Annotated in this window: 16 protein-coding genes and 2 pseudogenes; 6 read left to right on the top strand and 12 right to left on the bottom strand. The window is 48.0% G+C overall.

Features of this window, described 5'->3' with window-relative positions:
- Window positions 1-2 precede the first annotated feature (2 nt).
- The 3 genes from PKOR_RS08170 to PKOR_RS08160 all read right to left on the bottom strand — a co-directional run bounded on the left by PKOR_RS08170 (window position 3) and on the right by PKOR_RS08160 (window position 3245).
- On the bottom strand, window positions 3-1400 hold the full coding sequence (locus tag PKOR_RS08170; protein ID WP_046310122.1) for a tetratricopeptide repeat protein: 1398 nt from the start codon (window positions 1398-1400) through the stop codon (window positions 3-5).
- Between the two features lie 66 nt (window positions 1401-1466).
- On the bottom strand, window positions 1467-2459 hold the full coding sequence (locus PKOR_RS08165) for an NAD-dependent epimerase/dehydratase family protein (RefSeq protein WP_052738772.1): 993 nt from the start codon (window positions 2457-2459) through the stop codon (window positions 1467-1469).
- A 36-nt stretch (window positions 2460-2495) separates the two neighbouring features.
- Window positions 2496-3245 (bottom strand): tyrosine-protein phosphatase, encoded by a 750-nt coding sequence (locus PKOR_RS08160; protein ID WP_046310120.1) that lies wholly within the window; start codon window positions 3243-3245, stop codon window positions 2496-2498.
- A gap of 240 nt (window positions 3246-3485) precedes the next feature.
- Between PKOR_RS08160 and PKOR_RS08155 the strand changes: the two genes are divergently transcribed.
- The 4 genes from PKOR_RS08155 to hpf all read left to right on the top strand — a co-directional run bounded on the left by PKOR_RS08155 (window position 3486) and on the right by hpf (window position 6243).
- Window positions 3486-4625 carry an acyl-CoA dehydrogenase gene (locus PKOR_RS08155; RefSeq protein WP_046310119.1) on the top strand — a complete coding sequence of 380 codons (1140 nt, stop codon included), beginning with the start codon at window positions 3486-3488 and terminating at the stop codon, window positions 4623-4625.
- A gap of 149 nt (window positions 4626-4774) precedes the next feature.
- Window positions 4775-4969, top strand: a complete 195-nt coding sequence (gene rpsU, locus PKOR_RS08150) for a 30S ribosomal protein S21 (protein ID WP_046310118.1) — start codon at window positions 4775-4777, stop codon at window positions 4967-4969.
- Window positions 4970-5040: 71 nt separating this feature from the next.
- The gene (locus PKOR_RS08145; protein WP_046310117.1) at window positions 5041-5919 is read left to right on the top strand and encodes a tyrosine-type recombinase/integrase; all 879 of its coding nucleotides are present in this window, start codon (window positions 5041-5043) and stop codon (window positions 5917-5919) included.
- Window positions 5920-5946: 27 nt separating this feature from the next.
- Entirely contained in the window at window positions 5947-6243 is a 297-nt protein-coding gene (gene hpf, locus PKOR_RS08140; protein WP_046310116.1) for a ribosome hibernation-promoting factor, HPF/YfiA family, read from the top strand.
- Between the two features lie 284 nt (window positions 6244-6527).
- Here the strand turns inward: hpf and PKOR_RS08135 are convergent.
- Both PKOR_RS08135 and metK read right to left on the bottom strand, forming a co-directional pair.
- A pseudogene (locus PKOR_RS08135) lies at window positions 6528-8051 on the bottom strand (IS1182 family transposase); the annotation flags it as partial.
- Between the two features lie 86 nt (window positions 8052-8137).
- Window positions 8138-9442 carry a methionine adenosyltransferase gene (gene metK / locus PKOR_RS08130; RefSeq protein WP_046314248.1) on the bottom strand — a complete coding sequence of 435 codons (1305 nt, stop codon included), beginning with the start codon at window positions 9440-9442 and terminating at the stop codon, window positions 8138-8140.
- Between the two features lie 262 nt (window positions 9443-9704).
- On the opposite strand from metK, the gene PKOR_RS08125 reads away from it, so the two are divergent.
- Both PKOR_RS08125 and PKOR_RS08120 read left to right on the top strand, forming a co-directional pair.
- The gene (locus PKOR_RS08125) at window positions 9705-10508 is read left to right on the top strand and encodes a phosphatase PAP2 family protein (RefSeq protein ID WP_046310115.1); all 804 of its coding nucleotides are present in this window, start codon (window positions 9705-9707) and stop codon (window positions 10506-10508) included.
- Between the two features lie 2 nt (window positions 10509-10510).
- Window positions 10511-11314 carry a phosphatase PAP2 family protein gene (locus PKOR_RS08120; protein WP_046310114.1) on the top strand — a complete coding sequence of 268 codons (804 nt, stop codon included), beginning with the start codon at window positions 10511-10513 and terminating at the stop codon, window positions 11312-11314.
- A gap of 221 nt (window positions 11315-11535) precedes the next feature.
- On the opposite strand, the pseudogene PKOR_RS08115 reads toward PKOR_RS08120, so the two are convergent.
- The 7 genes and pseudogenes from PKOR_RS08115 to PKOR_RS08085 all read right to left on the bottom strand — a co-directional run.
- Window positions 11536-13059: pseudogene (locus PKOR_RS08115) on the bottom strand (IS1182 family transposase); the annotation flags it as partial.
- Between the two features lie 85 nt (window positions 13060-13144).
- Window positions 13145-14644 carry a RagB/SusD family nutrient uptake outer membrane protein gene (locus tag PKOR_RS08110; protein ID WP_046310113.1) on the bottom strand — a complete coding sequence of 500 codons (1500 nt, stop codon included), beginning with the start codon at window positions 14642-14644 and terminating at the stop codon, window positions 13145-13147.
- Between the two features lie 22 nt (window positions 14645-14666).
- Window positions 14667-17810, bottom strand: a complete 3144-nt coding sequence (locus PKOR_RS08105) for a SusC/RagA family TonB-linked outer membrane protein (RefSeq protein WP_046310112.1) — start codon at window positions 17808-17810, stop codon at window positions 14667-14669.
- Between the two features lie 442 nt (window positions 17811-18252).
- Entirely contained in the window at window positions 18253-20658 is a 2406-nt protein-coding gene (locus PKOR_RS08100) for a prolyl oligopeptidase family serine peptidase (protein WP_046310111.1), read from the bottom strand.
- A 119-nt stretch (window positions 20659-20777) separates the two neighbouring features.
- Window positions 20778-22451: an amidase gene (locus tag PKOR_RS08095; protein WP_046310110.1), complete on the bottom strand. Its 1674-nt coding sequence runs from the start codon at window positions 22449-22451 to the stop codon at window positions 20778-20780.
- Window positions 22452-22548: 97 nt separating this feature from the next.
- A complete protein-coding gene (locus tag PKOR_RS08090) occupies window positions 22549-23217 on the bottom strand; it encodes a hypothetical protein (protein WP_052738771.1) in 669 nt (222 codons plus the stop codon).
- Between the two features lie 241 nt (window positions 23218-23458).
- Window positions 23459-24859, bottom strand: coding sequence for a RagB/SusD family nutrient uptake outer membrane protein (locus PKOR_RS08085; protein ID WP_084694745.1), 1401 nt, complete (start codon window positions 24857-24859; stop codon window positions 23459-23461).
- Window positions 24860-24868: the final 9 nt, after the last annotated feature.

Genomic DNA, 24868 nt, shown 5'->3' with positions numbered 1-24868 from the left:
TTTTATTTGCGATACTGATCAATTAATCGGGCTAATGCTCGCTGTGACTCCAGTTCAGGAAAGAACTCAAACAGCAGCTTGTGTTTATCGAAGTCCAAAATTAAAGCATTTTCCAAATAATTATAAGCCTCGCGGTATTTTCCTGCAGAAAGCATATAGGCACAAGCCCTGTAAAACAGCTCTGCCTCCCGTGGTTGCAGCTCTATGGCATTTAAAATAATATCTGTGGCTTCCTCAAAATTACCCTGCTCGTAAAGTATAACTGACCAGTTCAGGTATATATTTTTATCGTCGGGGCGTATCTCAGAGGCACGCTCATAACTTTCCAGCGCCGATACCACATGCCCCACATGGTATTCTGCAGCAGCCAGCGCTACCCAGTAGTCGGCACTGTCATCGTACAGTTCTACCGCCTTCTTAAAAAAGTGTACCGCCTCATACCAGTTGCCCTGCGAATCCAATATCACACCTATCCCAAACCATGCCTCATCCATTTCAGGATCCAGGTCTACAGATTTCTGGTAGTAGCGGCGCGACAAATCCCATTGCTGCAGCTTCTCATAGCACTCACCAATATTGCAGTATATCTCTGCGTTTGGTTGCCCATGCTCTATCATAGCGTTGAAGGCTTCGATAGCCTTGCTGTACTCGCCAAGGTATACCAAGGCATTCGCCATGTTATTGTATGCCGTGATAAAGTCTGGGCGAATGATGGTGGCATAGTCGTAAGCAGCAATGGCTTTATCGTAGGCTCCGAGCTTGTTATACACGTTACCCAGGTTAAACCAGGCTACATAAGAGTATGGGTCATCATCCACGAACTTCTGGAAGAAAGGCAGGTGCTCATTTATGGAGTTGGTAACATCCATACAATACAACACCTCCTGCATCGCCGCCTCGTTCTCCAGGTTCAGCTCCACACACTTCTTATAGTATTTTATAGCAGAGGCCACCTTACCCCAGGTTTGGTAAGCAAGGCCAATGTTAAAGTATATATCGTCACGGTCATCGGCATAGGCCAGGGCTTTCTTGAAGTAATCTATAGCATCGCGAAACTCTCCTCGCTGGGTATAGACAATACCTCTCGTAAGCTGCACATCAGCATTCTCTGGCTCCACCTCAGCCACCTTATTTATCAGCTCAAGGGCGCCATCAAAATCACCTGACATGGCCAATAGCTGCGCCTTATCTATCTGCAGATCCGTAGAGAACGGGTACTGCACCAGAGCAGAATCGCAGGCAGCCAAGGCCTTTTTATACTCAAAGTTTGCGGTATAATGGTCAATGATATACTCAAAGTCTGTGAGGTCAAAAAATGCCGTTTCATTGCTTCCGAGCATACGCTCGAAACGCTGTATCAATTCCAGCTCTTCGCTGTGTTCGTCAAAGTTTTCTTTCATCTCCGGTATCCAACAAGCTGTATAAAAACAGCCTTTCCCTTACTACATTTTAACGCTGCAAATAGTTTATTTGGCCTTTTGCAGCCTACCGCCGGTTATTTGCCGTTGCAGTTCCTGGCATACCCAACTCACTGATTCAGAAACAGGTCTAAACTCAAATCCTAAAGCTTTCCTGATTTTGTCATTACTGAAGAAGTGCGTCTTTCTGGCGACCCGTGCGGTATCCTTGGTAATGAGCGGTCGGCGCCCCGTTAGCCAGGAGCGCGCGTGCTCCAAACGCCAGACTATCTCGGCCAGCATTGGCGGCACCTTTCTACTAGGCGCTTTCTTCTCAAAGCACGTTGCCGCTTTCTCGAAAAAGGCTTTGTAGCTCATTCGCTCTGCATTCAAGATAAACCTTTCTCCTGAAATTTCCGAGAAGGTTAGCTGCAGCATGGCATTCACCACATCGCGCACATCCACAAAGTTTGCCTCGCCGTCAGTATAGAAGGAGCGCTCATTATAAACGTACCTGAATAATTGAGTACTGCTGCGGTTCCAGTCGGCAGGACCAAGTATGATGGAAGGATTCACCACCACAGCATCCAGCCCCTCTGCCACACCGCGCCACACCTCTAGTTCCGCTAAATATTTAGAGCTTGCGTAGGCCGACAAATCTGCAGCCGGGTCCCACTTAGCTTTCTCTGTCAGCACTTCCGTATTTTTAGGTCGCCCAACAGCAGCTATAGAGCTCACGTGGCAAAGCTTTATACTTCCGGTCTCCAGGCAGGCATCCACAACATTGGCAGTGCCCTCAATGTTTACCTGTTTCAGCAGTTCCTCGTCCTGGGGCGCATAAGAAACCAGACCGGCACAATGGAACACGTACTTTACACCTACCAGTGCATCACGTAACAAAGCAGGATCCAGAATATCGCCTTCTATCCACTGCACCTGGTCTGTACCGGCAATAGCAGGTATGCTGCCGCGGTAAATAGCTTTTACCTGATACCCCTGCCGTAAAAGCTCAGGAATCAAAAAACTGCCGATCAGGCCACTGCCGCCTGTTACAAATACCATGATGTGTGGAAGTATAAAGTGTAAAAGAAGTGATGACTATAGTTGCCTGTTGCGCAATGGTAGCGCCAGAGCTTTAACCAGGTGCTTTGTGCTGAGTACTTTGTGTAGCGTGGCAATATGCTTCATGCCATGAGTATCGGTGCCCAAAAATTCTACGAATCCCTGCTCTACCAGCCGCTCGGCTACGTCTTTGGCCCCTGCCGAGTAATAACCGGCAAGCGAGTTAAGGTTTGGCTGAAACACTACTCCTAGCTCCCGAAGGGCTACGAGTTCTTCAAACTTGCCGTAGAAGTAAGTATACCGCTCCGGATGCGCCAGTACCGGCTGATACCCTTTGGAACGCATCTTGAAGATAGTTTCGCGCAGGTTCAGGGGTTCATTCAGGAAAGATGTCTCGAACAGTAGGTAGTTATCGCCAAAAGTGAGCAACTCCTCGTTATTATCAAGCTTATCCAGCAATCCCTCATCCAGGTAATATTCCGCTGCACAATCCAGTTCTATCTCAATGCCTGCGTTTTTCACAGCCTGCCGCAGCAGTTGCAGCTTCTCACGAATGATCTCCGGTGTATTCTTGTAGAAGTCACTCATGATGTGGGGTGTCATGATCAGTTTTCGGTACCCTAATTCCTTCATGGCCCTCACCAGCTCCAGCGAATGCTCCAGACTGTCTGCCCCATCGTCGATGCCCGGAAGTATATGCGAATGCATATCCACACCGAGCTCCCTCAGCGAGACCTCCAGAACAGGATCGCTCCCTCCAAACAGGTTCTTCAAAAACTGTATCATCTTGCTAGCATGGATTCCTGTGGCCCTGCTGCAAAGGGCAGCACAGCAAACAATCTCCAAAATAACAGAAATTAAAGTCTATGTCAAAATAAAGCTTCGCCCTCGCAGTAGCCTCTTTTACATACGTTTAAAACTATATAGCTGATTGTGTTATTACCTCAAATTTATAGCTTTGTAAACAACGGATAGTTCTATACCGTTATACAGCGCATATCACCTTAAAACAACCCAAAACTACAAATGGAATTAGAAACTACTGAAAACCAGCGCATGATTGCGGACATGGTTCGGGATTTCGGTGCTAAGCACATTAAACCTAAAATGAGGGAATGGGACGAATCGCAGGAGTTTCCGGTGGACGTCTTCAAAAAGCTGGGCGAACTGGGACTGATGGGCGTACTAGTGCCAACGGAGTATGGCGGCTCGGGCTTTGGTTACCTGGAGTATGTAACGGCTATTGCCGAGCTGGCAAAAATTGATGGCTCTATTGGCTTGTCGATGGCCGCTCATAACTCACTGTGCACCGGCCATATCCTGCAGTTTGGAAATGAAGAGCAGAAGCAAAAGTACCTGCCTAAGCTAGCAACTGCCGAATGGATAGGGGCTTGGGGCCTGACGGAACCTAACACAGGCTCAGACGCAGGCAACATGCGCACTGTGGCAGTACAGGATGGTGACCACTGGGTTATAAACGGAGCTAAAAACTTTATTACCCACGGCAAGTCGGGCAACGTGGCAGTAGTAATTGTACGCACCGGCGAGGTTGGCGACTCCCATGGCATGACAGCCTTCGTTATCGAAAAAGGAACGCCGGGCTTTAGCGCTGGCCGCAAAGAAGACAAATTGGGCATGCGCGCCTCTGAGACTACAGAACTTATTTTCCAGGACTGCCGTGTGCATAAGGACCAGGTTCTTGGTGAGGTAGGCGAAGGCTTTGTACAGGCCATGAAAGTGTTGGATGGCGGCCGTATTTCTATTGCAGCACTGTCACTAGGTATTGCGCAGGGTGCGTTAGACGCTGCTTTGGCTTATTCACAAGAGCGCCAGCAGTTTAACAAACCAATTTCCAGCTTCCAGGGCATTGCCTTTAAGCTAGCGGATATGGCTACGGAGGTTGAAGCTGCCTCGCTGCTAACCTACCAGGCAGCTGACATGAAAAACCGTGGCCTGAATGTAAACAAAGAGTCGGCGATGGCTAAGCTGTTCGCCTCAGAAGTATCTGTAAGAGTAGCCAACGAGGCGGTACAGATTTTTGGCGGCTATGGCTTTACGAAAGACTACCCGGCCGAAAAATATTACCGCGATGCAAAGCTTTGCACTATTGGCGAGGGAACAAGCGAGATACAAAAACTTGTTATATCAAGAGCTTTGCTAAAATAAAAAAGCTGAGAGAGGCAATTCAGACGCTTCTCCCCTGCTTTTTAAAATAAACTTCCCTTGGTTAATAAATAATTAGCCAATAAGTTGATTTTTAAGTAAAAGCTTGTTTAAATTTGCAACCCTAAATTCAAAGAGAAGCGAGGAAAAATATGATTATTGTAAACGTAAAAGATAACGAGTCTGTAGACCGTGCTTTGAAGAGATTCAAAAAGAAATTCGAGAGAACTGGCGTTTTGAAAGAACTGCGCTCAAGAGCTTATTTTGAGAAGCCATCAATTGCCAGAAGAAAGCAAAAGGAAAGAGCTGTATACAAGCAGCAGCTGTTTGCTGACCAAAACTACTAGTATCTCTAACAAGATATTTTATTTTTCCATAAATTAGTATACCTGATCTATCTAGTCAGGTATACTAATTTATGGAATTATTTTTTAAGTACTTACAGTACGAAAAGCGGTATAGCCCGCACACCCTTACCTCCTATCATACCGATCTGGGTCAGTTTGCCGATTACTTGCAGCAGGTATACCAGATTACCGATGCCGCCGAGGCCGATCACACAATTATCCGCTCCTGGATATTAACCTTGGTGCAGCAAAACATTAAGCCGCGCTCTATTAACCGCAAGATTGCCTGCTTACGCTCCTATTATAAGTTCTTGATGGCACAGGAGCGGATTAAGGTGAATCCCATGTTGCGCATTAAAGCTCCCAAAGCCACTAAAAAGCTTCCGGCTTTTGTACAGGAAGAGCCATTCAATAACCTGCTTGACAGCTTTACTTTTGAGGATACTTTTGAGGGGCAGCGTGACAGGCTGATTCTGGAGTTTTTATATGGCACAGGTATACGCCTTGCCGAACTGATAAACATAGAGCCCTCCGACATAGAACTTCGAGCCAAAACAGTCCGTGTGTTAGGCAAAGGTAATAAGGAGCGTATTGTGCCGCTCAATGATTCATTATTGCTTGCTTTGGATGCCTATCAAAACGAAAAAATTCGACTTTTTGGAGATAACAATTCGGTAAAATTGCTCGTTACTAATAAAGCTCGTCCTCTTTATCCGAAATTCGTTTATCGCGTCGTTAAAAAGTATATTAGCTTGATTACCACCTCCGAACATAGCAGCCCGCACGTGTTGCGACATTCTTTTGCTACGCACTTGCTTAACAAGGGGGCCGACTTGAATGCTATCAAAGATTTACTGGGGCATGCCAGCCTGGCGGCGACGCAGGTATACACGCACAATTCCATTGAGCAGCTCAAATCGATTTTTGAGAAAGCTCATCCCAAAGCATGATAAGTTTAACTTTTAATTGTAAAGACTATGAAGCTACAGATGTATTCCATCCACTTCGAGGCTGACAAACAGCTTACAGATTTTATACAGCACAGAGTGGATAAGCTGGAAACCTTCTACGACAGGATCATTGATGGTGAGGTATTCATGAGGCATAACAACAGTAATACTGATACCAAAACTGTTGAAGTCCGGCTGTTTGTACCTGGAGCCACCCTATTCTCTCAGGAGGACGCCCCTTCTTTTGAGGCTGCTGCCGATGCTGCCGTAGAGGCCATGCGTCGCCAGCTGAAAAAATTCAAAGAAAAACAAATGGCCCATTAGAGAATAAATTTCTCTAACCAACTATGAACAAAGAACCTATTGGCTACTAACATAGCCATTCTTTATAAGTAAAAAACAGAGGAGGCTGTCCGGAAAGGGCAGCCTCTTTTGGTTTATCCGGTTGATTTTGTTTTTTAGGCGGCCAGCTGGAAAACGGCTCTTCTCGGGCTGAAAATGGTAGTCAGCTGGTCCAGCAGGCCGGTATGAGCCGCAGTTGGCTGTTTTAGCTGCTGGGAAAGGCCGGAGGCGCCCCTCTCCAGGGCCTGCCGGAAGGCTTTCACTCCCTTGCGGGCTATTTTGCGCAGGTTGTGGGCCATGGCCGCCAGGCCAAAGTCCACCTCGGCTTTGGCAAGTGTTCTCAACCTAAAGCGGGTGAAGCGGTTGTTGCTCTTCACCTGCCCGAACACAGCCTCGGGCTCAATGGCCCTTCGCTTGCGGTGGCGGATTCCCTCCTCACTCAAGAGCCGCTCCCGTGCCCGGGCCTTTAACTGGCGCAGGCGGTGGTTGACCTCGATCATGCGGTTGCCCCTGCCCTTGAAGCACTGCCCCCGCAGCGGGCAGCCCTCACACCGGCGGGCAGCATAGCGGGTGACAGAGGAGACATGACCTAACTCAGAAGTACGGGTGTACTGGCCCACCCGCTCCAGGCGCTGGCCCATGGGGCAGACGAAGAAGTCCTGCTGCTCATTGTAGTACAGGTGCTGGGCGTGGAAGATGTCGTTCTTGAACTTGCGCTTCTGCTCTTGATGGAAGTAGCTGTACTTGACGTAGGCCTCTACCTGGTGCTCTTCGAGCCAGGCGTAGTTCTGCTCCGAGCCGTAGCCGGCGTCGGCCACCACTTCTTTTGACTGCCGCTGGTAATGGGCCTGGAACTGCTCCAGGTGCGGGATCAGCGTGGCCGTGTCGCCCGGGCGCTGGTGCAAAGAGAAATTGGTGATCAGCTGGCCCTCGGAGCTGATCTGCACGTTGTAGGCGGGCTTCAATTGCCCGTTCTTCATGTGGTCTTCTTTCATCCGCATGAAAGTGGCATCCTCGTCTGTTTTGCTATAGCTGTTCCTCTCACCGAGCTTCTCTAGCTGCTCCTCGTATTTTTGTAGTCGCGGCAGGTGCTCTTTTTCCAGTTTGGCCACCTGCTTGCGGGCCTGCTTGTCCAGCTCAGCCACGCGCTCGTTGAGCTGGCGGATCTCCTCTTTCAGGCGCTGGGCGTCCACCTTCTCGGGCGGCTGCTCCTGAGGCGCTTTCCTGTCTTCTTTGATGGCCTGCTTGATGTCCGAGAGCACGGCCTTGATCTTTGTCTCCAGCTTTTGCTTGTTCTTCTCCACTGAGCCCCGCCACACGAAAGTATAGCGATTGGCTGCTGCCTCCAGCTTGGTGCCGTCCACGTACTGGGTCTCCAGGCTCACGTAGCCCAGGCGGTTTAAGAGGCGCACCAGCTCGGCAAACAAGTCCTGGATCTGGTTCTTGAGGCGGCGGGAGCGGAAGTCGTTGATGGTGCGGAAGTCGGGGGTGCTGCCGCCCGAGAGCCACATGAAGTGGATGTTCTCCTCCAGGGCCCGGGCGATGCGGCGGCAGGAGTAGATGTTGTTCAGGTAAGCGTAGAAGAGCACTTTCAAGAGCATCCGTGGGTGGTAGCTGCTCGTGCCCCCGCCCTTGTAGGTGGCTATGATGCGGTCGATGTTGAGCTCATCGACCACCCGGTCCACGAGCCGCACCGGGTGGCCTTCCGGGATGCGGTCTCCGATGCTTTGGGGGAACAGGACCACCTGGTGGCCCGGCTGCTCCTTGAAAACAACGTTGCGCCTTTTCATGCCTACTAAAATAGCAAAAGGCGAATAAATGAAAAAGGGACTGCCCTTTTTGGACAGCCCCCTTCTTTGTGTAAGTCTAGTTTAGTTTATAAACCGAATTCAGCCTTGATTTTGTCAACGTAGTCAAGCTTCTCCCAGGTAAAGGTATTGAACTCTCTTACCTCCTTTGTTCCGTTCACTGAAACCTCTATCAACTTCTTACCCGGTGTTCTACCCATGTGTCCGTAGGCAGCCGTTTCAGAGAAGATCGGGTTCTGCAGGCCAAAGCGCTGTACAATAGCATAAGGGCGCATATCGAACAACTTGTTTACTTTCTCAGCAATCTCACCATCGCTCATCGGGTTGCCATTAGCATCCTTCACCTTAGTTGAGCCATACGTGGTTACATACAAGCCTACAGGCTTTGCTACACCAATAGCATAAGCTACCTGCACCAGTGCCTGGCTTGCCACACCAGCCGCAACCAAGTTTTTAGCGATATGACGTGCCGCATAAGCTGCAGAACGGTCTACTTTAGAAGAATCCTTACCAGAGAAAGCACCACCTCCGTGAGCACCTTTGCCACCATAGGTATCTACAATGATTTTACGACCTGTTAAGCCGGTATCACCATGAGGACCACCTATAACAAACTTACCAGTTGGGTTGATATGATAAGTTATCTCAGAGTTGAACAGCTTCTGGATACGCTCTGGCAGCTGCTTCAGCACGCGTGGGATCAGGATATTATCTACATCCTCTTTGATCTTAGCCACCATTTGTCTCTCTGCCTCAGCTTTAGCCTCCGGGGTATTGCTCTCTGCAGCTATAAATTCATCGTGCTGTGTGGATATAACAATTGTGTCAATTTTCTCCGGCACATGGTTATCGCTGTAGCGGATAGTTACCTGCGATTTAGCATCAGGACGAAGGTACGTCATTTCCTTTCCTTCCTTGCGAATGGCAGAAAGTTCCTGCAGCAACAGGTGTGATATACTTAGCGCGAGCGGCATGTAGTTATCCGTCTCGTCAGTGGCATAGCCAAACATCATTCCCTGGTCGCCAGCACCCTGCTCTTCCGGGTTAGAGCGCTCTACTCCTTGGTTGATGTCAGCAGACTGTTCATGTATGGCAGATATAACGCCGCAGGCATCTGCGTCGAACATATATTCTGATTTGGTGTAACCGATGCGTTTGATCACTTCTCGGGCCACCTTTTGCACGTCTACGTAAGCTTCTGTCTTTACCTCTCCGCTCAATACTACCAAGCCAGTGGTCACCAACGTTTCACAGGCGACTTTAGACTGTGGGTCCTGCTTAAGGAACTCATCTAAAAGGGCATCCGAAATCTGATCGGCCACTTTATCTGGGTGTCCTTCCGACACAGACTCAGATGTAAATAAATAAGGCATTTCTTCTGTGGGTTTAGGTACAAAGTATAAACCGGCTGCCCCCTCTGGCAGCGGATACAAAGCTAAGACAATTCTGCCATACTTGAAACTGAATAACAGGCCTGCACAATGGCTTGTAGCGTTTTAGGCACAAAAGGTTACACTCCTAAAATTTATACTTTGACTGTGCTATTAAGTAGAGACGCTGCTGGAGCACAGGCACAACCTTTTAAAATTATGCCGCGTTCATCTACAAAAATTGTAACATTCGAAACTACCCTTTATGAAGCGCATATTAACCATAGTTTGTATTTTCACTTTTTTGTCAGGCAACCTCTACGCTCAAGACGACTCTCCATACAAAACGAGTTTTAAAGTAGATGCCCCCATTATTGCGGCGGGCATGGGCTTGAGTGCTTATGGTCTGTCTCTGATGCAGGATAAAAGTGGACTTTCGGAAGAACAGATCATGGCCTTATCGAAGGATGATGTCAACCGTTTTGACCGATTTTCAGCGGGTTATGACTCAGAGAGTGCAAAAAAAATCAGCGACTTTCCCTTTTATGGTTCTTTCGCCACACCCTTCCTGATGCTACTAAACGACAATGTTGGTAACAAGGCCGGCCAGGTATTGGTGCTGTATGTAGAGACAATGGCTGTAACGGGAGCCTTCTTTACCATGACAAACGGTAATGTGGAGCGCACGCGCCCTCTTGTCTATAGTGATGAGGTCGATATTTCGGAAAAGAATGACGCCAACGCACGCAACTCCTTCTATGCTGGCCATACTGCTGCCACTGCAAGTGCCACTTTCTTCGCGGCTAAGATCTTTCACGATTTTAACCCTGATTCGCCTGCCCGCCCTTATGTATGGGCTGCCGCCGCTGCCATACCTGCCACTGTAGGCTACCTGCGCCTAAAGGCTGGCAAGCACTTCCTGAGCGATAATTTGTTAGGCTATACCATGGGTGCAGCGGCCGGTATTCTGGTGCCGCAACTCCACAAAAAGAACAACAAGCGCAACATTAGCCTAGTGCCTGTATCCGGTAGATACTTCAACGGCGCACTCATGACCTATACTTTCTAATTATGAAACGGCAGCTGTGGCTCATCTTGGCTTTTGTCTTCATACCTCTTTTCATAAAGGCACAAGATGGCTCTGCTTCGCCCTATAAAACCGATTGGCTTCGCGATGGGGCTGTAGTGGCAGGAAGTATAGGTGCCACAGTAGCAGGAAATATACTAATAGAGAATAAAGATAGAGTAACCGAGACTGAGCTAGCTGGGCTGAGGAAAGAAGATGTTAACAGCTTTGACAGGTTTGTAGCTGGCAACTACAGCACCCGTGCAGAGAATACCAGCGACTATTTCTTTTATGGCTCTTTTATAGCTCCTCTGGCCTTATTACTGGATAATGATATTAAGCAAAATGCACCACAGGTGTACTTGCTTTATGGGCAGGTGCTTTCGATTGCCGGAGGATTGTATAGTATGACCGCTGGCCTTACAGCACGAAAGCGCCCTTACCTGTATACAGAAGATGCTCCAATAGGTATCCGCACAGATAAGCAAGCAACAAACTCTTTCTATGCCGGACATACGGCTGCCACTGCCGCGGCCACCTTCTTCCTGGCCAAGGTGTACCACGACTTCAACCCTGACTCTCCGGCACGTCCGTTTATATGGGCTGCCGCAGCTACTGTTCCAGCCACTGTAGCTTATCTGCGCATGAGGGCTGGCAAACATTTCCTTAGCGATAACCTTGTGGGATATGGAGTAGGCACTGCTATAGGTATACTTGTGCCAGAACTACACAGAAAGGACTCACGCATTTCGCTATTGCCGGAAAGTACTCAGCTGTACGATGGCATGGCACTAGTTTATACTTTCTGAGCATCAACCAACAAAAAAGAGGCTGTCCGGAAAGGGCAGCCTCTTTTGGTTTATCCGGTTGATTTTGTTTTTTAGGCGGCCAGCTGGAAAACGGCTCTTCTCGGGCTGAAAATGGTAGTCAGCTGGTCCAGCAGGCCGGTATGAGCCGCAGTTGGCTGTTTTAGCTGCTGGGAAAGGCCGGAGGCGCCCCTCTCCAGGGCCTGCCGGAAGGCTTTCACTCCCTTGCGGGCTATTTTGCGCAGGTTGTGGGCCATGGCCGCCAGGCCAAAGTCCACCTCGGCTTTGGCAAGTGTTCTCAATCTAAAGCGGGTGAAGCGGTTGTTGCTCTTCACCTGCCCGAACACAGCCTCGGGCTCAATGGCCCTTCGCTTGCGGTGGCGGATTCCCTCCTCACTCAAGAGCCGCTCCCGTGCCCGGGCCTTTAACTGGCGCAGGCGGTGGTTGACCTCGATCATGCGGTTGCCCCTGCCCTTGAAGCACTGCCCCCGCAGCGGGCAGCCCTCACACCGGCGGGCAGCATAGCGGGTGACAGAGGAGACATGACCTAACTCAGAAGTACGGGTGTACTGGCCCACCCGCTCCAGGCGCTGGCCCATGGGGCAGACGAAGAAGTCCTGCTGCTCATTGTAGTACAGGTGCTGGGCGTGGAAGATGTCGTTCTTGAACTTGCGCTTCTGCTCTTGATGGAAGTAGCTGTACTTGACGTAGGCCTCTACCTGGTGCTCTTCGAGCCAGGCGTAGTTCTGCTCCGAGCCGTAGCCGGCGTCGGCCACCACTTCTTTTGACTGCCGCTGGTAATGGGCCTGGAACTGCTCCAGGTGCGGGATCAGCGTGGCCGTGTCGCCCGGGCGCTGGTGCAAAGAGAAATTGGTGATCAGCTGGCCCTCGGAGCTGATCTGCACGTTGTAGGCGGGCTTCAGCTGCCCGTTCTTCATGTGGTCTTCTTTCATCCGCATGAAAGTGGCATCCTCGTCTGTTTTGCTATAGCTGTTCCTCTCACCGAGCTTCTCTAGCTGCTCCTCGTATTTTTGTAGTCGCGGCAGGTGCTCTTTCTCCAGTTTGGCCACCTGCTTGCGGGCCTGCTTGTCCAGCTCAGCCACGCGCTCGTTGAGCTGGCGGATCTCCTCTTTCAGGCGCTGGGCGTCCACCTTCTCGGGCGGCTGCTCCTGAGGCGCTTTCCTGTCTTCTTTGATGGCCTGCTTGATGTCCGAGAGCACGGCCTTGATCTTTGTCTCCAGCTTTTGCTTGTTCTTCTCCACTGAGCCCCGCCACACGAAGGTGTAGCGATTGGCTGCTGCCTCCAGCTTGGTGCCGTCCACGTACTGGGTCTCCAGGCTCACGTAGCCCAGGCGGTTTAAGAGGCGCACCAGCTCGGCAAACAAGTCCTGGATCTGGTTCTTGAGGCGGCGGGAGCGGAAGTCGTTGATGGTGCGGAAGTCGGGGGTGCTGCCGCCCGAGAGCCACATGAAGTGGATGTTCTCCTCCAGGGCCCGGGCGATGCGGCGGCAGGAGTAGATGTTGTTCAGGTAAGCGTAGAAGAGCACTTTCAAGAGCATCCGTGGGTGGTAGCTGCTCGTGCCCCCGCCCTTGTAGGTGGCTATGATGCGGTCGATGTTGAGCTCATCGACCACCCGGTCCACGAGCCGCACCGGGTGGCCTTCCGGGATGCGGTCTCCGATGCTTTGGGGGAACAGGACCACCTGGTGGCCCGGCTGCTCCTTGAAAACAACGTTGCGCCTTTTCATACCTACTAAAATAGCAAAAGAGGAGAAAATGAAAAAGGGGCCGCCCTTTTTGGACAGCCCCTTCCTCTATAATCAAAGAATCCTGTTACGGATTTTGCACCATATTTGGATTAGCATCCATCTCTCCCTGTGGTATCTGGTGGATAAACAGATCAGAGTTAGCTGGAGTAACTCCCTCTTTAGCTGTATGGTTACCCTCTCTTACCAGTGGCTTCTGAAGACGCTTGATATCAAACAGTCCAAAGCCTTCGCCGTAAAGCTCTTTTCTTCTCTCTACATAGATCTCTTCCAGAAGAGCATTTCCAGCATTAAGTGTTGGCAGCACTACAGCAGCATCTGTATAGCGGTTCTGACGCAGCTCTAGCAGCAGCTCCTGAGCACCTACAAAGTCACCTAATTGAGCTTTAGCTTCAGCCTCGATAAGTAGCATCTCAGCAGAACGCATCAGAACAATGTGACCACCTAAGTCTACAAGGTCCTTGAATTTTGTAATGGTGAAGCGATCGTGGTTCCAGATTTTCTCACCTTCACTGTTAGTTGTAAAGGCACTCTCATCTTCCTGGAATTCACGACGTGCATCATTCTCATCAAACAGCTCAACGAACTCATCGTTAGCACGAAGGTTATTATAACCTCTACGAGCATATTCCCGGCTTCCGTTTTCGTTTACTGTATAACGGCCATCTATAAAAGAGTAGAATGAGGCATAAGCGTTGTTCTGGTCAGCAGACTGAGGTAGACCCCAAATCCATTCCGGATTGCTGTAGTTGTTAAAGCCTGCTTTGTATTGAGTAGCAGACATCAACGGATAGCCTTCGCGTGCTTTTGCAGCAAACTCGGCAGCTTTCGCCCACTCTCCCATTTCAAGGTAAACACGGGCTAGCATGCCTTGAGCAACGTTTTTGTTGATACGGCTCTTGCTAGGACGAGAACCTGTTAGGTTTTGCTCTGCATCATTAAGGTCAGCCAAGATCTGAGTGAATACCTGCTCTAACGTAGCTCTCTCCTTACCTTCTGTTTGTGGCGTTGCAGGATCCAGCATTAACGGAACAGCTAAAGCATTCTTATCTTTCAAATAAGTATGCTGATAAACACGAGCCAGGTTGAAGTAAGCAAACGCTCTGATTACCTTAGCTTCACCCACAAAAGATGCTTTCTCTGCTTCAGTAGCATCTGGCAGGTTTTTAGCATTAGCAATGATGTTGTTCGCATTCGTGATCAGGTTATAAGAGTGACCCCAGATGATACGGGTACCACGGTAGATCGACGCCTTGTTATCTAACTCATACTGATATACATACCAGTTAGTGTTTGCCATTATATCCTGCCCCATCACGTCAAACGTCATCATCAGGGAAGGTACCCCGTAACTGTCGTGGCTTACTGAACCTTGGTTAACAGGTGCCTGACGCATCAAGCGAATGATACCTGTCAGTGCAGCCTCCATACCACTTTTGGTGCTATATGCCTGATCATAAGACACAGCATTGGAAGGCACAACCTCTAAGTAATCTTTCTCACATGCAGTTAAGCTCAGTGTAGCACCAAGTATAGCTGCAACAAACTTTATATTTTTGGTTTTCATTTTTCTCTACTAAAATTAAATCTTACAGAGTAGCACGCACACCTACAGAGATAGTCTTCTGGGTAGGGAAACGGCTGTTAGTAATACCATCTATGCTCTGCTCTGGATCCAGGCCTGGAGTATTGAACAGTGTCCAAAGGTTATCACCTTGTACAAACACTCTTGCGTTCTTAAGGCCAACTTTCTCCTGCAGGCTCTTCGGAAGTGAATAACCAAGCGTTACGTTACGCAAGCGCAGGTAAGAAGCATCCACTAGGAATCTAGAAGATTGAGAGTTAGAGTTCAGAGACTGAGAAGTACCTAATCTTGGCACATCTGTCACGTCACCTGGTTGCTGCCATCTATCCAGAATGTCTTCATTCCAGTTAGTACCAGCTCTGTCGCCACCATGCATCAGGCCGCTGTAGTCAGTGTTCAGGATTTCGCCGCCAATGCTATAAGTAAAGAACACGCTCAGGTCAAAGTTCTTGTACTGCAGGTTGTTTGTAACACCACCTGTAATATCTGGCAGAGCTGTACCTACATAGTAGCGAGAAGCTTTGTTATAATCAGAGGTTGTCTCTTTTGAGATAACATTCCCATTTTCATCCTTTACATCCATGTACCACAGGCTCAAACCTGTTGCTGGATCAACACCCGCAAAATCCTGGATGAAGAAGTCATAGATAGAGCGACCTACTTTAAGCTGCTTTGTGCCCATCAAGATAGTTTCCTGTGGCAGCTTTGTAAGTTCATTTTGGTTATGAGCAGCATTCACATTCGCACTCCAAGAGAAGTTCTCTCCATTGATGATATGAGCGTCTACATTTACCTCAACACCTCTGTTTCTCATGGCACCCAGGTTGTCGAACACTGAGGTAAAGCCTGTTGAAGGAGCCAGTGGTTTGTTGAACAACAAATCTTTTGAAGTTCTGCTATAGTAGTCTAATGAAACATCAACATTGTTGAAGATCGTTGCGTCAACACCTACGTTAAAGGCAGCCTGCTTCTCCCAAGACAGTACTTGGTTCTCCAGTTTATCAAGGATGATGCCTGGTGCAGACAGGTCGCTGTAGCCTGTTTGATAAAGACCTCTGTAAGCATAGTAGTCAGACTCGCCACCAGAATTTAGCAACCCTTCGTTACCAGAAGTACCGTAGCTGGCACGAATCTTAGCATCGTTAACCCAAGCTAATCCGCTCATGAAATCTTCCTGAGAGATTCTGTAAGAACCACCAACTGAGAAAAAGTTACCCCAACGGTTTTCTGTGTGGAAACGAGACGAGCCATCGCGACGGAATGAACCAGACAGGTAATACTTGTCCTGGAAGTTATAGTTAACCTGGCCCAAGTAGCTCAGTAGAGAGCGTCTGTCAGACTGGCTGTTCAGAGCGTTAATAGTAGAAGCATTGTCAAGTTCAGTTAAGCCAGGGAGAGCAAGAAAGTTTGTCTTCTGACCATACATGTAATCATACTTGTAGTTAAATGCCTCGAAACCACCCAATGCGTCGATTTGGTGCTGACCAAATGCTCTGCTGTAGCTTAGAATATGGTTGATTGTGTACTCAACAAAAGAGCTTCTCCACTGTGTACCACGACCACCTACACCGGCACCATCGCCATAGTTAGGGTTGTAGAAAGTAAAGTCTTTTGTGTTATTGCCAGTAAGCGCGAAAGTAGTTCTGTATCTTAAGTCGAACGGAAGCTCAACCTCACCAAAGGTGTTCAAGCTCCAGGTAAGTACATTACGCTTAAGCATATCCAGCTCTGTAGTACCTACAGGGTTGCTGTTGCCACCGTAAGGGCGGGTTGGATTGAAGTCGAACTCAGATGGGTTTTCAATGAAAGTACCATCAGCATTTCTTCTTCTGTAGATTGGATACACAGAAGAAATATTTCTACCCCAAGAAACTACGTTTCTGAAAGATGTTCCGCTTGAAGTTGGAGCGTTCTGATCTGTGTTAGCGATCAAAGCGTTTACGCCAAACTTAATTTTGTCAGTAACCTGTGAGCTTACGCGCAGGCGAGAAGTATAACGCTCAAAACCAGAAGTAATGAAAGCACCTTCCTGATTCAGGTAGTTACCTGAGAAGTAGTAATTTGTTTTTTCGTTACCTCCCTGAATACCGAAATCATACTCCTGACGAACAGCTCTTCTGTAAAGGGCATCTCTCCAGTCATCTTCCCAAGCAGCAGTAAGACCGCTCTTCAGTTTACCGTCAAGGCCTACTGGCTCTGGATCGTTGAATGGGTTGTACTGCTGACCATTAGCTGATCCACCGGCAATACGGCTTACAACGTTTTTAGTAGCGTACTCTTCTGGTGAGTTGAATTTGCCTTCCCATTTAGAGGCATCCGCAACCGCGTCGTTTCTTAACGCTTCCCAGGTTAGTTCATAGTATTTGTCAGAGCTAACAGTCTCGTAATCTTTAACAGCAAAGTCAGAGATACCATAAGTTGCACCGAAGGTAATAGTTGGCTTCTTAGGAGCCTTACCACCTTTAGTTGTAATAACCACTACACCGTTAGCAGCACGTGAACCGTAAAGAGCAGCCGCACTAGCGTCTTTCAATACAGTCATCGACTCGATGTCGTTCGGGTTGATTGCATTCAAGTCTCCTGAATATGGCGCACCGTCAACTACGTAAAGCGGAGTAGATGATGATGCCACAGAGCCAATACCACGGATACGGATCTGACCAGTTGCACCAGGCTGTCCGCTATTCTGAACCACCTGTACACCTGGTGTTAAACCACCTAGTGCTTTGGTAACGTCGTTAGCCTGTAGCTTCTCGATTGCCTCTGCCTTCACAGCTGAAGCAGAGCCAGTGAAAGATTTTTCATCGGCTGTGCCATAGGCTACAACAAGCACCTCAGACAGTGCTTTGCTATCCTCAGACAGTTTTACGTTTATTGTGGTTTTACCAGCTGAGCTGATCTCCTGAGGTATATAACCCAGGAATGAATACAGAATTACAGCATTTTCAGTAGGAACACCAACGGTATAAGTACCATCGGTGCCAGTAAATGTACCGACAGTAGTCCCCTTCACTACCACGTTCACCCCTGGCAATGGTTGCCCACTACCAGCATCCGTAACTGTTCCTGTGATGGTTCGGTTTTGCGCCCACGCCTGACTAACAAACGTTAGGAACATCACCAAACCAAATAATAGAACTTTTCTCATAAAGCTAGATTAGATTGATTGGTAAAATAGATTATAGTTGTTTCTCAAATATAGCTCAATGTTGCAACACAATAGCAGCAGGTTTTAAAAAAATGCTGCATCTAAACATCTTAACAGCCTTTTTCAAGAAACCTATCTGTTTTTTTCGAAGCTAAAACACTGCAATCTAGTCCTTTATACTTTGCGTAAATCAATTTATAATTTTCCCTTTATGGTGTTAAAACATCCTATCATCATGCACAAAATTTGACCTTCACTAGCTCTTTACCCGATTTCAGATCAACCAAAAATCAGTCTAGCAAACATTTGTGGGATCAACAGATTTTATATTTTTCAAGTATTTGTGTACCACTATACTTATCTTAAATTGACAAGCTTATAAAGCAAAAAAGCGTGTGGCACTTTCGCACCACACGCTCTTGAAATTTAAGCAGAACTGCTCTTATTTTTTCTCTTTCAGGTTCTCCTCAAATAGCTTGTAGATTCGCTTGTACTCATCGGTCCAGCTGGCTGGCTCGGTAAAACCATGGTCCTCTACAGGGTAAACAGCGAGCTCCCAGTTTTCCTTACCTAGCTCAATAAGCCGCTGCGTCAGGCGTACTACATCCTGGAAGTGCACATTAGTATCAACCATGCCATGACAGATAAGCAAAGCTCCTTTCAGCCCTTCGGCATAATAAATTGGGGAGCTCTTTGCATAAGCCGTACTGTCGGTTTGTGGCGTGTTCAGAATGTTAGAAGTATAGCCATGGTTATAGTGAGCCCAATCGGTTACAGAGCGTAATGCAGCACCAGCAGCAAACACATCTGGCTCAGTAAACATGGCCATCAAAGTTATAAACCCTCCGTAAGAGCCTCCATAAATACCGATGCGCTTCGGATCCACGTTATACTTCTCCACCAGGTGCTTAGCCCCATCTACATGGTCGCTCAGGTCTTTGCCGCCCATAAACTGGTAGATGCCTGTACGCACGTCGCGGCCGTAACCTGCACTGCCTCGGTAGTCTATGTCCAGTACAGTATAACCTTGGTCAGCAAGGAAGTTGTGGAACATGTACTCGCGGAAATAGCTGCTCCACCACTTGTGGGCGTTCTGCAGGTATCCTGCCCCATGCACAAAGATTACAGCAGGTCCGTTTTGCTGTGGATTTTCCGGTCTGTACAAGCGTGCATACACATCAGCACCATCCTCAGCCTTAAAGGTAATTACTTCCGGCTCACGCCAATCGTATAACTTGAACTCATCCGTCAGGGAGTTGGTAACTTGCTTGGGTTTAGCTCCTTTCTTATTATTCATCACATAGAGCTCCCATGGCCTGTTACTATAAGAATAGCGAATAGCCAAATTCTTTTCGTCAGGTGACAGCTCTACTTCATGGGCACCAGTCATACTTGTAAGCTGCACCATCTCTCCTCCGTTTACTGGCATACGGTAGAAATGCTTCTCACCCGGGTGCACCTTGTTAGCTGTAAAGTAGAAATTCTTCTTGTCGTCTGACAGTCGCACGTCCGATACTTCGAACTTGCCGCTGGTCAGGGTTTTCTTCTTGCCACTGCTCACGTTCACAGCGTAAAGATGTGAGTATCCGCTCTCTTCTGAATGAAACCACACACTTTCGCCATCAGGCATCCAACCAATTTCGCCTGGGCCATAGCTTATACCTGGTCCATTAATCCATGCCTCATCACGCTGGCGGTCCAGCACAGTAAGCTCAGCTGTAGATGGGTTTAGCTTCAGTATCCAGCGGTCTTTGTTATCGGCAGAGCGGGCTACCACCACAGCATGCTTTCCGTTATCAGACCAATACGGGCCATAAATGGCTGTTGCACGTGGCTCTGGCTTTTTAGTTTTGCTATCTGTAGTACTTGGAGAAACACTAGCCTTGGCCTCCTGCTGTAGCAAGTACGCCGGCTGATCATATATGCCCTCCACATTGTTCATCAGCACTGCATAGGCTGTGTCGCGCTGCGTGTCGTACACAAAGAACTCATAGCCGTTCTGAGCATCTCCAACCTTAGTTCTGGTATTGATGTCTTCAGTGTAGCCGGTTTCAGTAACAAAGTTGGGAACGATGGCCACTTTAGCATTCTTCGGCCGAGAGATAAGCTGATAAGTAATAAAGCGCTCGTTTGGCCCGAGCGTTACATTGTTTACAACCTTGTCCTCCACATAAATTTCCTTCGGACGATCAGGGCTATCCAGCTTCTGCTGCTTTTCGGCTGCATCCTTATCAGTTTTGCGGTCGCGCACAATCTGCAGCAACGCCAACTGCTGCTCTTTCAGCCAGTCACGCTGCGCATTTTTGCCTTCCTCCGCTGCCTTTCTACCTTTCTTGAAATCAGTCAGCTGCACTGTCTGCCCATTGCCAATGCCCCAAGCAAAGAGATTGCCGTCTTTCATGTACACCACCTTCTGCTCGTTGTGGCTAAAGGCAGGACTGCTCTCGCGCTCTACGGTATTGGTTACCTGCTGCGCTTTTCCGCTCTTGATGTCATACAGGAAGATGTCTCCGTTCTTCTCATACACCTTTTTGGTTTCGGCACGGTTGTATACACCGCGCTGTGCTGGCAGGTTGCGGCGCTCCTGCGGGCTTACTTTCTGCAGGTTTCTGCCATCGGCGCTTACACTGTACAGTGAATCCTGGCGGTTACCTTCCGGGTTCCAGTAGAAGTAGATCTTCTTTCCATCTTCAGACCAGAACACATTGCTTGGGGAGGTGCCGATCCACTTCGGATCGCGCATGATTTTCTCCACGCTTAGTTCCAGCTTATCGTTCTGCGCCAGCAAGCCATTACTGCCCAACAGCAGCAAAGCCGCAAACGCCACGACTTTTTGTTTCAGTTGCATCGTTTTAATGAGGTTTAGGTAGGTTAGGTTTGGCCTTGAAATTAAAGTTTTAACCTGAATAAGCAAAAAGCCGCCCCCATGAAGGAAACTCACTGGGAGCGGCTTTTATAATCTGCGTCTTAAGATTTCTTCTTCTTTCCGAAGTTCATACTTGGGTGCTGCTCATCATGTGGTGTTATGCTTTGGTAGAACTTAGCGAAGCTCAGCAGTTCGGCCTCTCCGAAAAGCTTACCCATAAATGTAATGGTAGTAGGCATTCCATTCTTCTGAAAGCCATTTGGCACTACCACACAAGGGTGCCCTGTCAAGTTGGTTACCACCAGGTTGTTGCTGGCAAAAGACGGACTGATGTATACATCCACATCTTTTAGTATCTCTTGCATTTGCTGTACCAGCAGCGTACGCACACGCTGCGCCTGCAGGTATTCTACAGCAGGCACAAATCGCCCGGTACGGAAGATGTTCGGCCATGCATTCTTGTGCTGCGCCACAAGCATGCTGTCACGGCCGCTACGGGTAAGCTCGTCGAAAGCTGCTGCACCTTCTACTGATATGGTTAAAGTCAACTCCCGGGCAGGCAGATCAGGCAGAGAAATCGGCACTAGCTCCACTCCCGCCTTACGAAGCGCTTCTAGCGTAGCCTGGTCATTCTCCTTGAAGCCGTACTCCTTTGCAAAGTCATCTTTCAGATAACCTACACGGAGCTTCTTCGGGTTTATACTTTGGTTATAGTTAAAAGGAGCATCATAAACAGACTGGTCTTTACCATCTGGGCCATAAATAGCATTGAACACAATTGCGCAGTCTTCGGCGGAACGTGCAATCGGACCAATCTTATCCATTGACCAGCTTAAGGCCATAGCACCATGGCGACTTACTCGGCCAAAGGTTGGGCGCAGACCTGTAGTTCCAGTAGCTGTTGATGGAGACACAATAGAACCGAGAGTTTCAGTACCGATGGCATATGGTAATAAGCCTGCCGATACTGCTGCTGCCGAGCCAGCTGATGAACCACTAGAGCCCTTGTTTATGTCCCATGGTGAGCGTGTTTTACCACCATACCATACATCTCCCATAGCCAGTGCACCTAATGTTAATTTAGCCACCAACACTCCTCCTGCGTCCTGCAGCCGCTGCACCACAGTAGCATCCTCATCTATTACCTGGTCTTTGTAAGGCGTCGCTCCCCAGGTAGTTTTGTACTTGCGCGTAGAGAGCAAATCCTTTACACCAAACGGAATACCGTGCAGCATGCCTTTGTATTTACCGGCTTTGATCTCCTTATCTGCCTGCCGCGCCTGCTGCAGTGCCAGCTCTTCTGTAAGAGAGGTGACACACTCGAGTGTAGGGCCATACTTCTTCAGGCGGTCCAGGTAGAACTTTGTCAGCTCCTCGGATGTAATCTGCTGCGTACGCACCAGTTCTGCCAGCTGTGGTATAGTGTAAAAAGCCAGCTCCTCGCGCTTTCTTGGCAGCTTCACGTTTTGCGCGCGCTCAGCCTCAAAAGCTGATTTCTGCGTTTCAAAAGTATATCCAACCGGTATAGGATTGAACACTAGTGCCGGCGCTACGCTATTTGGCAGGTTCTGCTTTCTCAGTACTTCGTAGTTCTCTCTTAGCTCCTCCAGCTCTGTAATTGTTGAATCGAGTTGTGCATCTGTAAAGTTTAACCCTATCAGCTTCTGCGCATCCTGTAGCACCCCTACGGATAGTTTGTCATCTGCCACTTTTGCCACAAACGCACCCGACACAAAGCATGCCGCGCCAAGCAAGGCTATAGTTCTACTCTTCATTCTGTTTAAGTTGATTTATCCTCCTAAGATAATCATTTTATAAAAAGAGAGGCAGACTATGATGTCTGCCTCTTCTATTACTGATCATTTTAGTGCTCTACAGCGAGTTATAGTATTTCACCAGCTGTGCCATTTCAGCTTCGTCTTTAAGCTTCAGTTTGTTCTTTTTTGTGTACTCTGCAAGCTCAGCATCATGGCCAGACAGTGCTTCCTGCAAAGCTTTGCCATTTTTAATTTTCACTAGCTCATTCTCTTTTGCAAGGTAGTAGTTGGTATATCCCATAATATTCTTGTTGATGGTAGCCGAACCATAAGCTTTTTCCTCCCGAACCACCTTATGGCTTCTCTTGAGTAACTTTACTTTACCATCCTCCAATACTTCATAGAATGAGGTGCTCGTGTGGTTATCAACAGGTACAAAACCACTCCTATACTTGTTCTGCTCTCCTGCTAGCTGAAACTCCAGTACAGGCTGTGCAAACTCTAGCTCCTGCCCATTTTTGTCCTTAAACATTAACCTGTCTGACACAAGATCATAACGCAGTGGCACTCCCTCATAAATGTTGCCGTTACCAAGCACCACCCGCCCTTCTATCCACTCAATATGAAGATACGGAGAGCCATTTATGTTCTCGTACTGGTTTAATTTAATGGGTACACCATTAAGGTCCTGAACATATTTCGGAGCCTGTGCCCATGCTGCACCCACTGTTAATACAGATAGCACAAGTGCTGGTAGAACATACTTTAACATCTTTGTTCTCATGATGATCTCTGCTTTAGTTACTCCTTTTTAAGTCTATGCTTCAGTAAGATACTAAACTTCGATTGTATTTCTTTTAAAATTTACTGTCGGCACATCAATAAGCTGGTTATATTTTAAGGCTCTTCCCTAAATAAAAAAGTCCCGCAGCCTTTCGAGCTGCGGGACTTTGATTAGAGGTTGCCTACAGTATTTATGCTATACTCTTAGCTTATACTTTGCAGACACCCATATTAACGGTTTATTAACCTCCCCATCCTTCGTTCTGAGCGATGTTATCGTTCGCATCAATCTCAGATTGTGGAATAGGTAATACTCTTCTGTAATCGCCATACTCTACAGTTGTAGGGTTGGCTGGTCTGTCAGTGATGTCAAGCATCAGACGGTTTAACGTATGGAATCTGTCACCTTCGAAGGCCAGTTCTTTTCTACGCTCCAGAATGATATTGTCTATTAATTGCTGACCAGATGAAGTGTACTCCAGGTCTGGATCTCTTTCAGAAACCAGCGCATTCAGGTAAGTGCGCGCCAGGTCTTCCTGGTTCAGACGTGCAGCAGCTTCTGCAGCAATCAGGTATACTTCAGACATACGGATGATAGCTTTATCATCACGGTCACCTGCAATGTTCGGATACTTGTTTACAATATAAGCAGGATTGTCAGCGCCTCTTCTACCTACTATTATTAGGTCAGCTCTAACATCATCTTCTGAGTACAGTGCATACAGGTTTCCTGCTGCCAGGTTCTGACCATAGCCGCCCTGGTGGTAGAAATAACCCAGCTCGTTTACGCCATTGTGATCTGTATCTGTAGCAGCAATTTCGAATAATGTCTCAGAGTAACCTGAACCTGCGCTCGGGTCGTTCCAGTACGTTACCACATCCTCATACTCCAGAAGCTCATGACCGCTCTCATTGATTACCTCCTCAGCATACTGTAAAGCCAGGTTGTAGTCCTGAGTGTACAGGTTAACTTCGGAAGCAAGAGCTCTTGCCGCATACTTGCTGATGCGGGTTGGAGGCACATCCTGGTTAATCAGCTCGTAAGCAGCATCAAGATCAGATTTGATTTGTGCATACACCTCAGCAACTGTGTTACGTGAAGGCTGTGCGTTATAATCAAACTCCAACACAATCGGAACACCTGGCGCACTTGGATTCTCAGTGTATGGCACTGCGAAGTGACGTACCAGCTCAAAGTACATCAAAGCACGAATAGCGTAAGCCTCACCTTTGTACTGGTCTATGTCAGCCTGGTTCGTTACTACAGGGTCAGAGTTAATGATTGCGTTTGTTCTGTTGATTACATCATAAGCCTCTGTCCACGCGTTAGAGATATCACCGTCAGCTCTTGTAAAAGTATAACGAGGGAATGATGTAAAATAACCAGAGTTTGAAGCAGCAACAAAACTGTTGTCTGCCAAAAGCTCTCCTAAAATTGGAAGGTTACGTCCGTACAAGCCTACAACTGACATTCCATCGTAAGCACCTCTCAAAGCTGTTAGCACATCGTAATCATTCACTAACGCTTCAGTAGCATTAGTAGAACTTGCAGGGCTTTGATCCAGGAACTCATCGCTGCACGAAGTAAGCATAGTTGCAGCAACAAGACCGGACATCAATATATTTTTATAATATCTTTTCATGTTACGTTA

It is taken from the genome of Pontibacter korlensis (assembly GCF_000973725.1).
Classification (GTDB): Bacteria; Bacteroidota; Bacteroidia; order Cytophagales; family Hymenobacteraceae; genus Pontibacter; species Pontibacter korlensis.
This window is presented reverse-complemented; position numbering and strand designations above follow the sequence as displayed.

Bases quoted from the DNA above. Each gene is read 5' to 3' on its own strand.
- PKOR_RS08170 (WP_046310122.1), bottom strand. From the start codon at position 1,400: ATGAAAGAAAACTTTGACGAACACAGCGAAGAGCTGGAATTGATACAG.
- PKOR_RS08165 (WP_052738772.1), bottom strand. From the start codon at position 2,459: ATGGTATTTGTAACAGGCGGCAGTGGCCTGATCGGCAGTTTTTTGATT.
- PKOR_RS08160 (WP_046310120.1), bottom strand. From the start codon at position 3,245: ATGATACAGTTTTTGAAGAACCTGTTTGGAGGGAGCGATCCTGTTCTG.
- PKOR_RS08155 (WP_046310119.1), top strand. From the start codon at position 3,486: ATGGAATTAGAAACTACTGAAAACCAGCGCATGATTGCGGACATGGTT.
- rpsU (WP_046310118.1), top strand. From the start codon at position 4,775: ATGATTATTGTAAACGTAAAAGATAACGAGTCTGTAGACCGTGCTTTG.
- PKOR_RS08145 (WP_046310117.1), top strand. From the start codon at position 5,041: ATGGAATTATTTTTTAAGTACTTACAGTACGAAAAGCGGTATAGCCCG.
- hpf (WP_046310116.1), top strand. From the start codon at position 5,947: ATGAAGCTACAGATGTATTCCATCCACTTCGAGGCTGACAAACAGCTT.
- metK (WP_046314248.1), bottom strand. From the start codon at position 9,442: ATGCCTTATTTATTTACATCTGAGTCTGTGTCGGAAGGACACCCAGAT.
- PKOR_RS08125 (WP_046310115.1), top strand. From the start codon at position 9,705: ATGAAGCGCATATTAACCATAGTTTGTATTTTCACTTTTTTGTCAGGC.
- PKOR_RS08120 (WP_046310114.1), top strand. From the start codon at position 10,511: ATGAAACGGCAGCTGTGGCTCATCTTGGCTTTTGTCTTCATACCTCTT.
- PKOR_RS08110 (WP_046310113.1), bottom strand. From the start codon at position 14,644: ATGAAAACCAAAAATATAAAGTTTGTTGCAGCTATACTTGGTGCTACA.
- PKOR_RS08105 (WP_046310112.1), bottom strand. From the start codon at position 17,810: ATGAGAAAAGTTCTATTATTTGGTTTGGTGATGTTCCTAACGTTTGTT.
- PKOR_RS08100 (WP_046310111.1), bottom strand. From the start codon at position 20,658: ATGCAACTGAAACAAAAAGTCGTGGCGTTTGCGGCTTTGCTGCTGTTG.
- PKOR_RS08095 (WP_046310110.1), bottom strand. From the start codon at position 22,451: ATGAAGAGTAGAACTATAGCCTTGCTTGGCGCGGCATGCTTTGTGTCG.
- PKOR_RS08090 (WP_052738771.1), bottom strand. From the start codon at position 23,217: ATGAGAACAAAGATGTTAAAGTATGTTCTACCAGCACTTGTGCTATCT.
- PKOR_RS08085 (WP_084694745.1), bottom strand. From the start codon at position 24,859: ATGAAAAGATATTATAAAAATATATTGATGTCCGGTCTTGTTGCTGCA.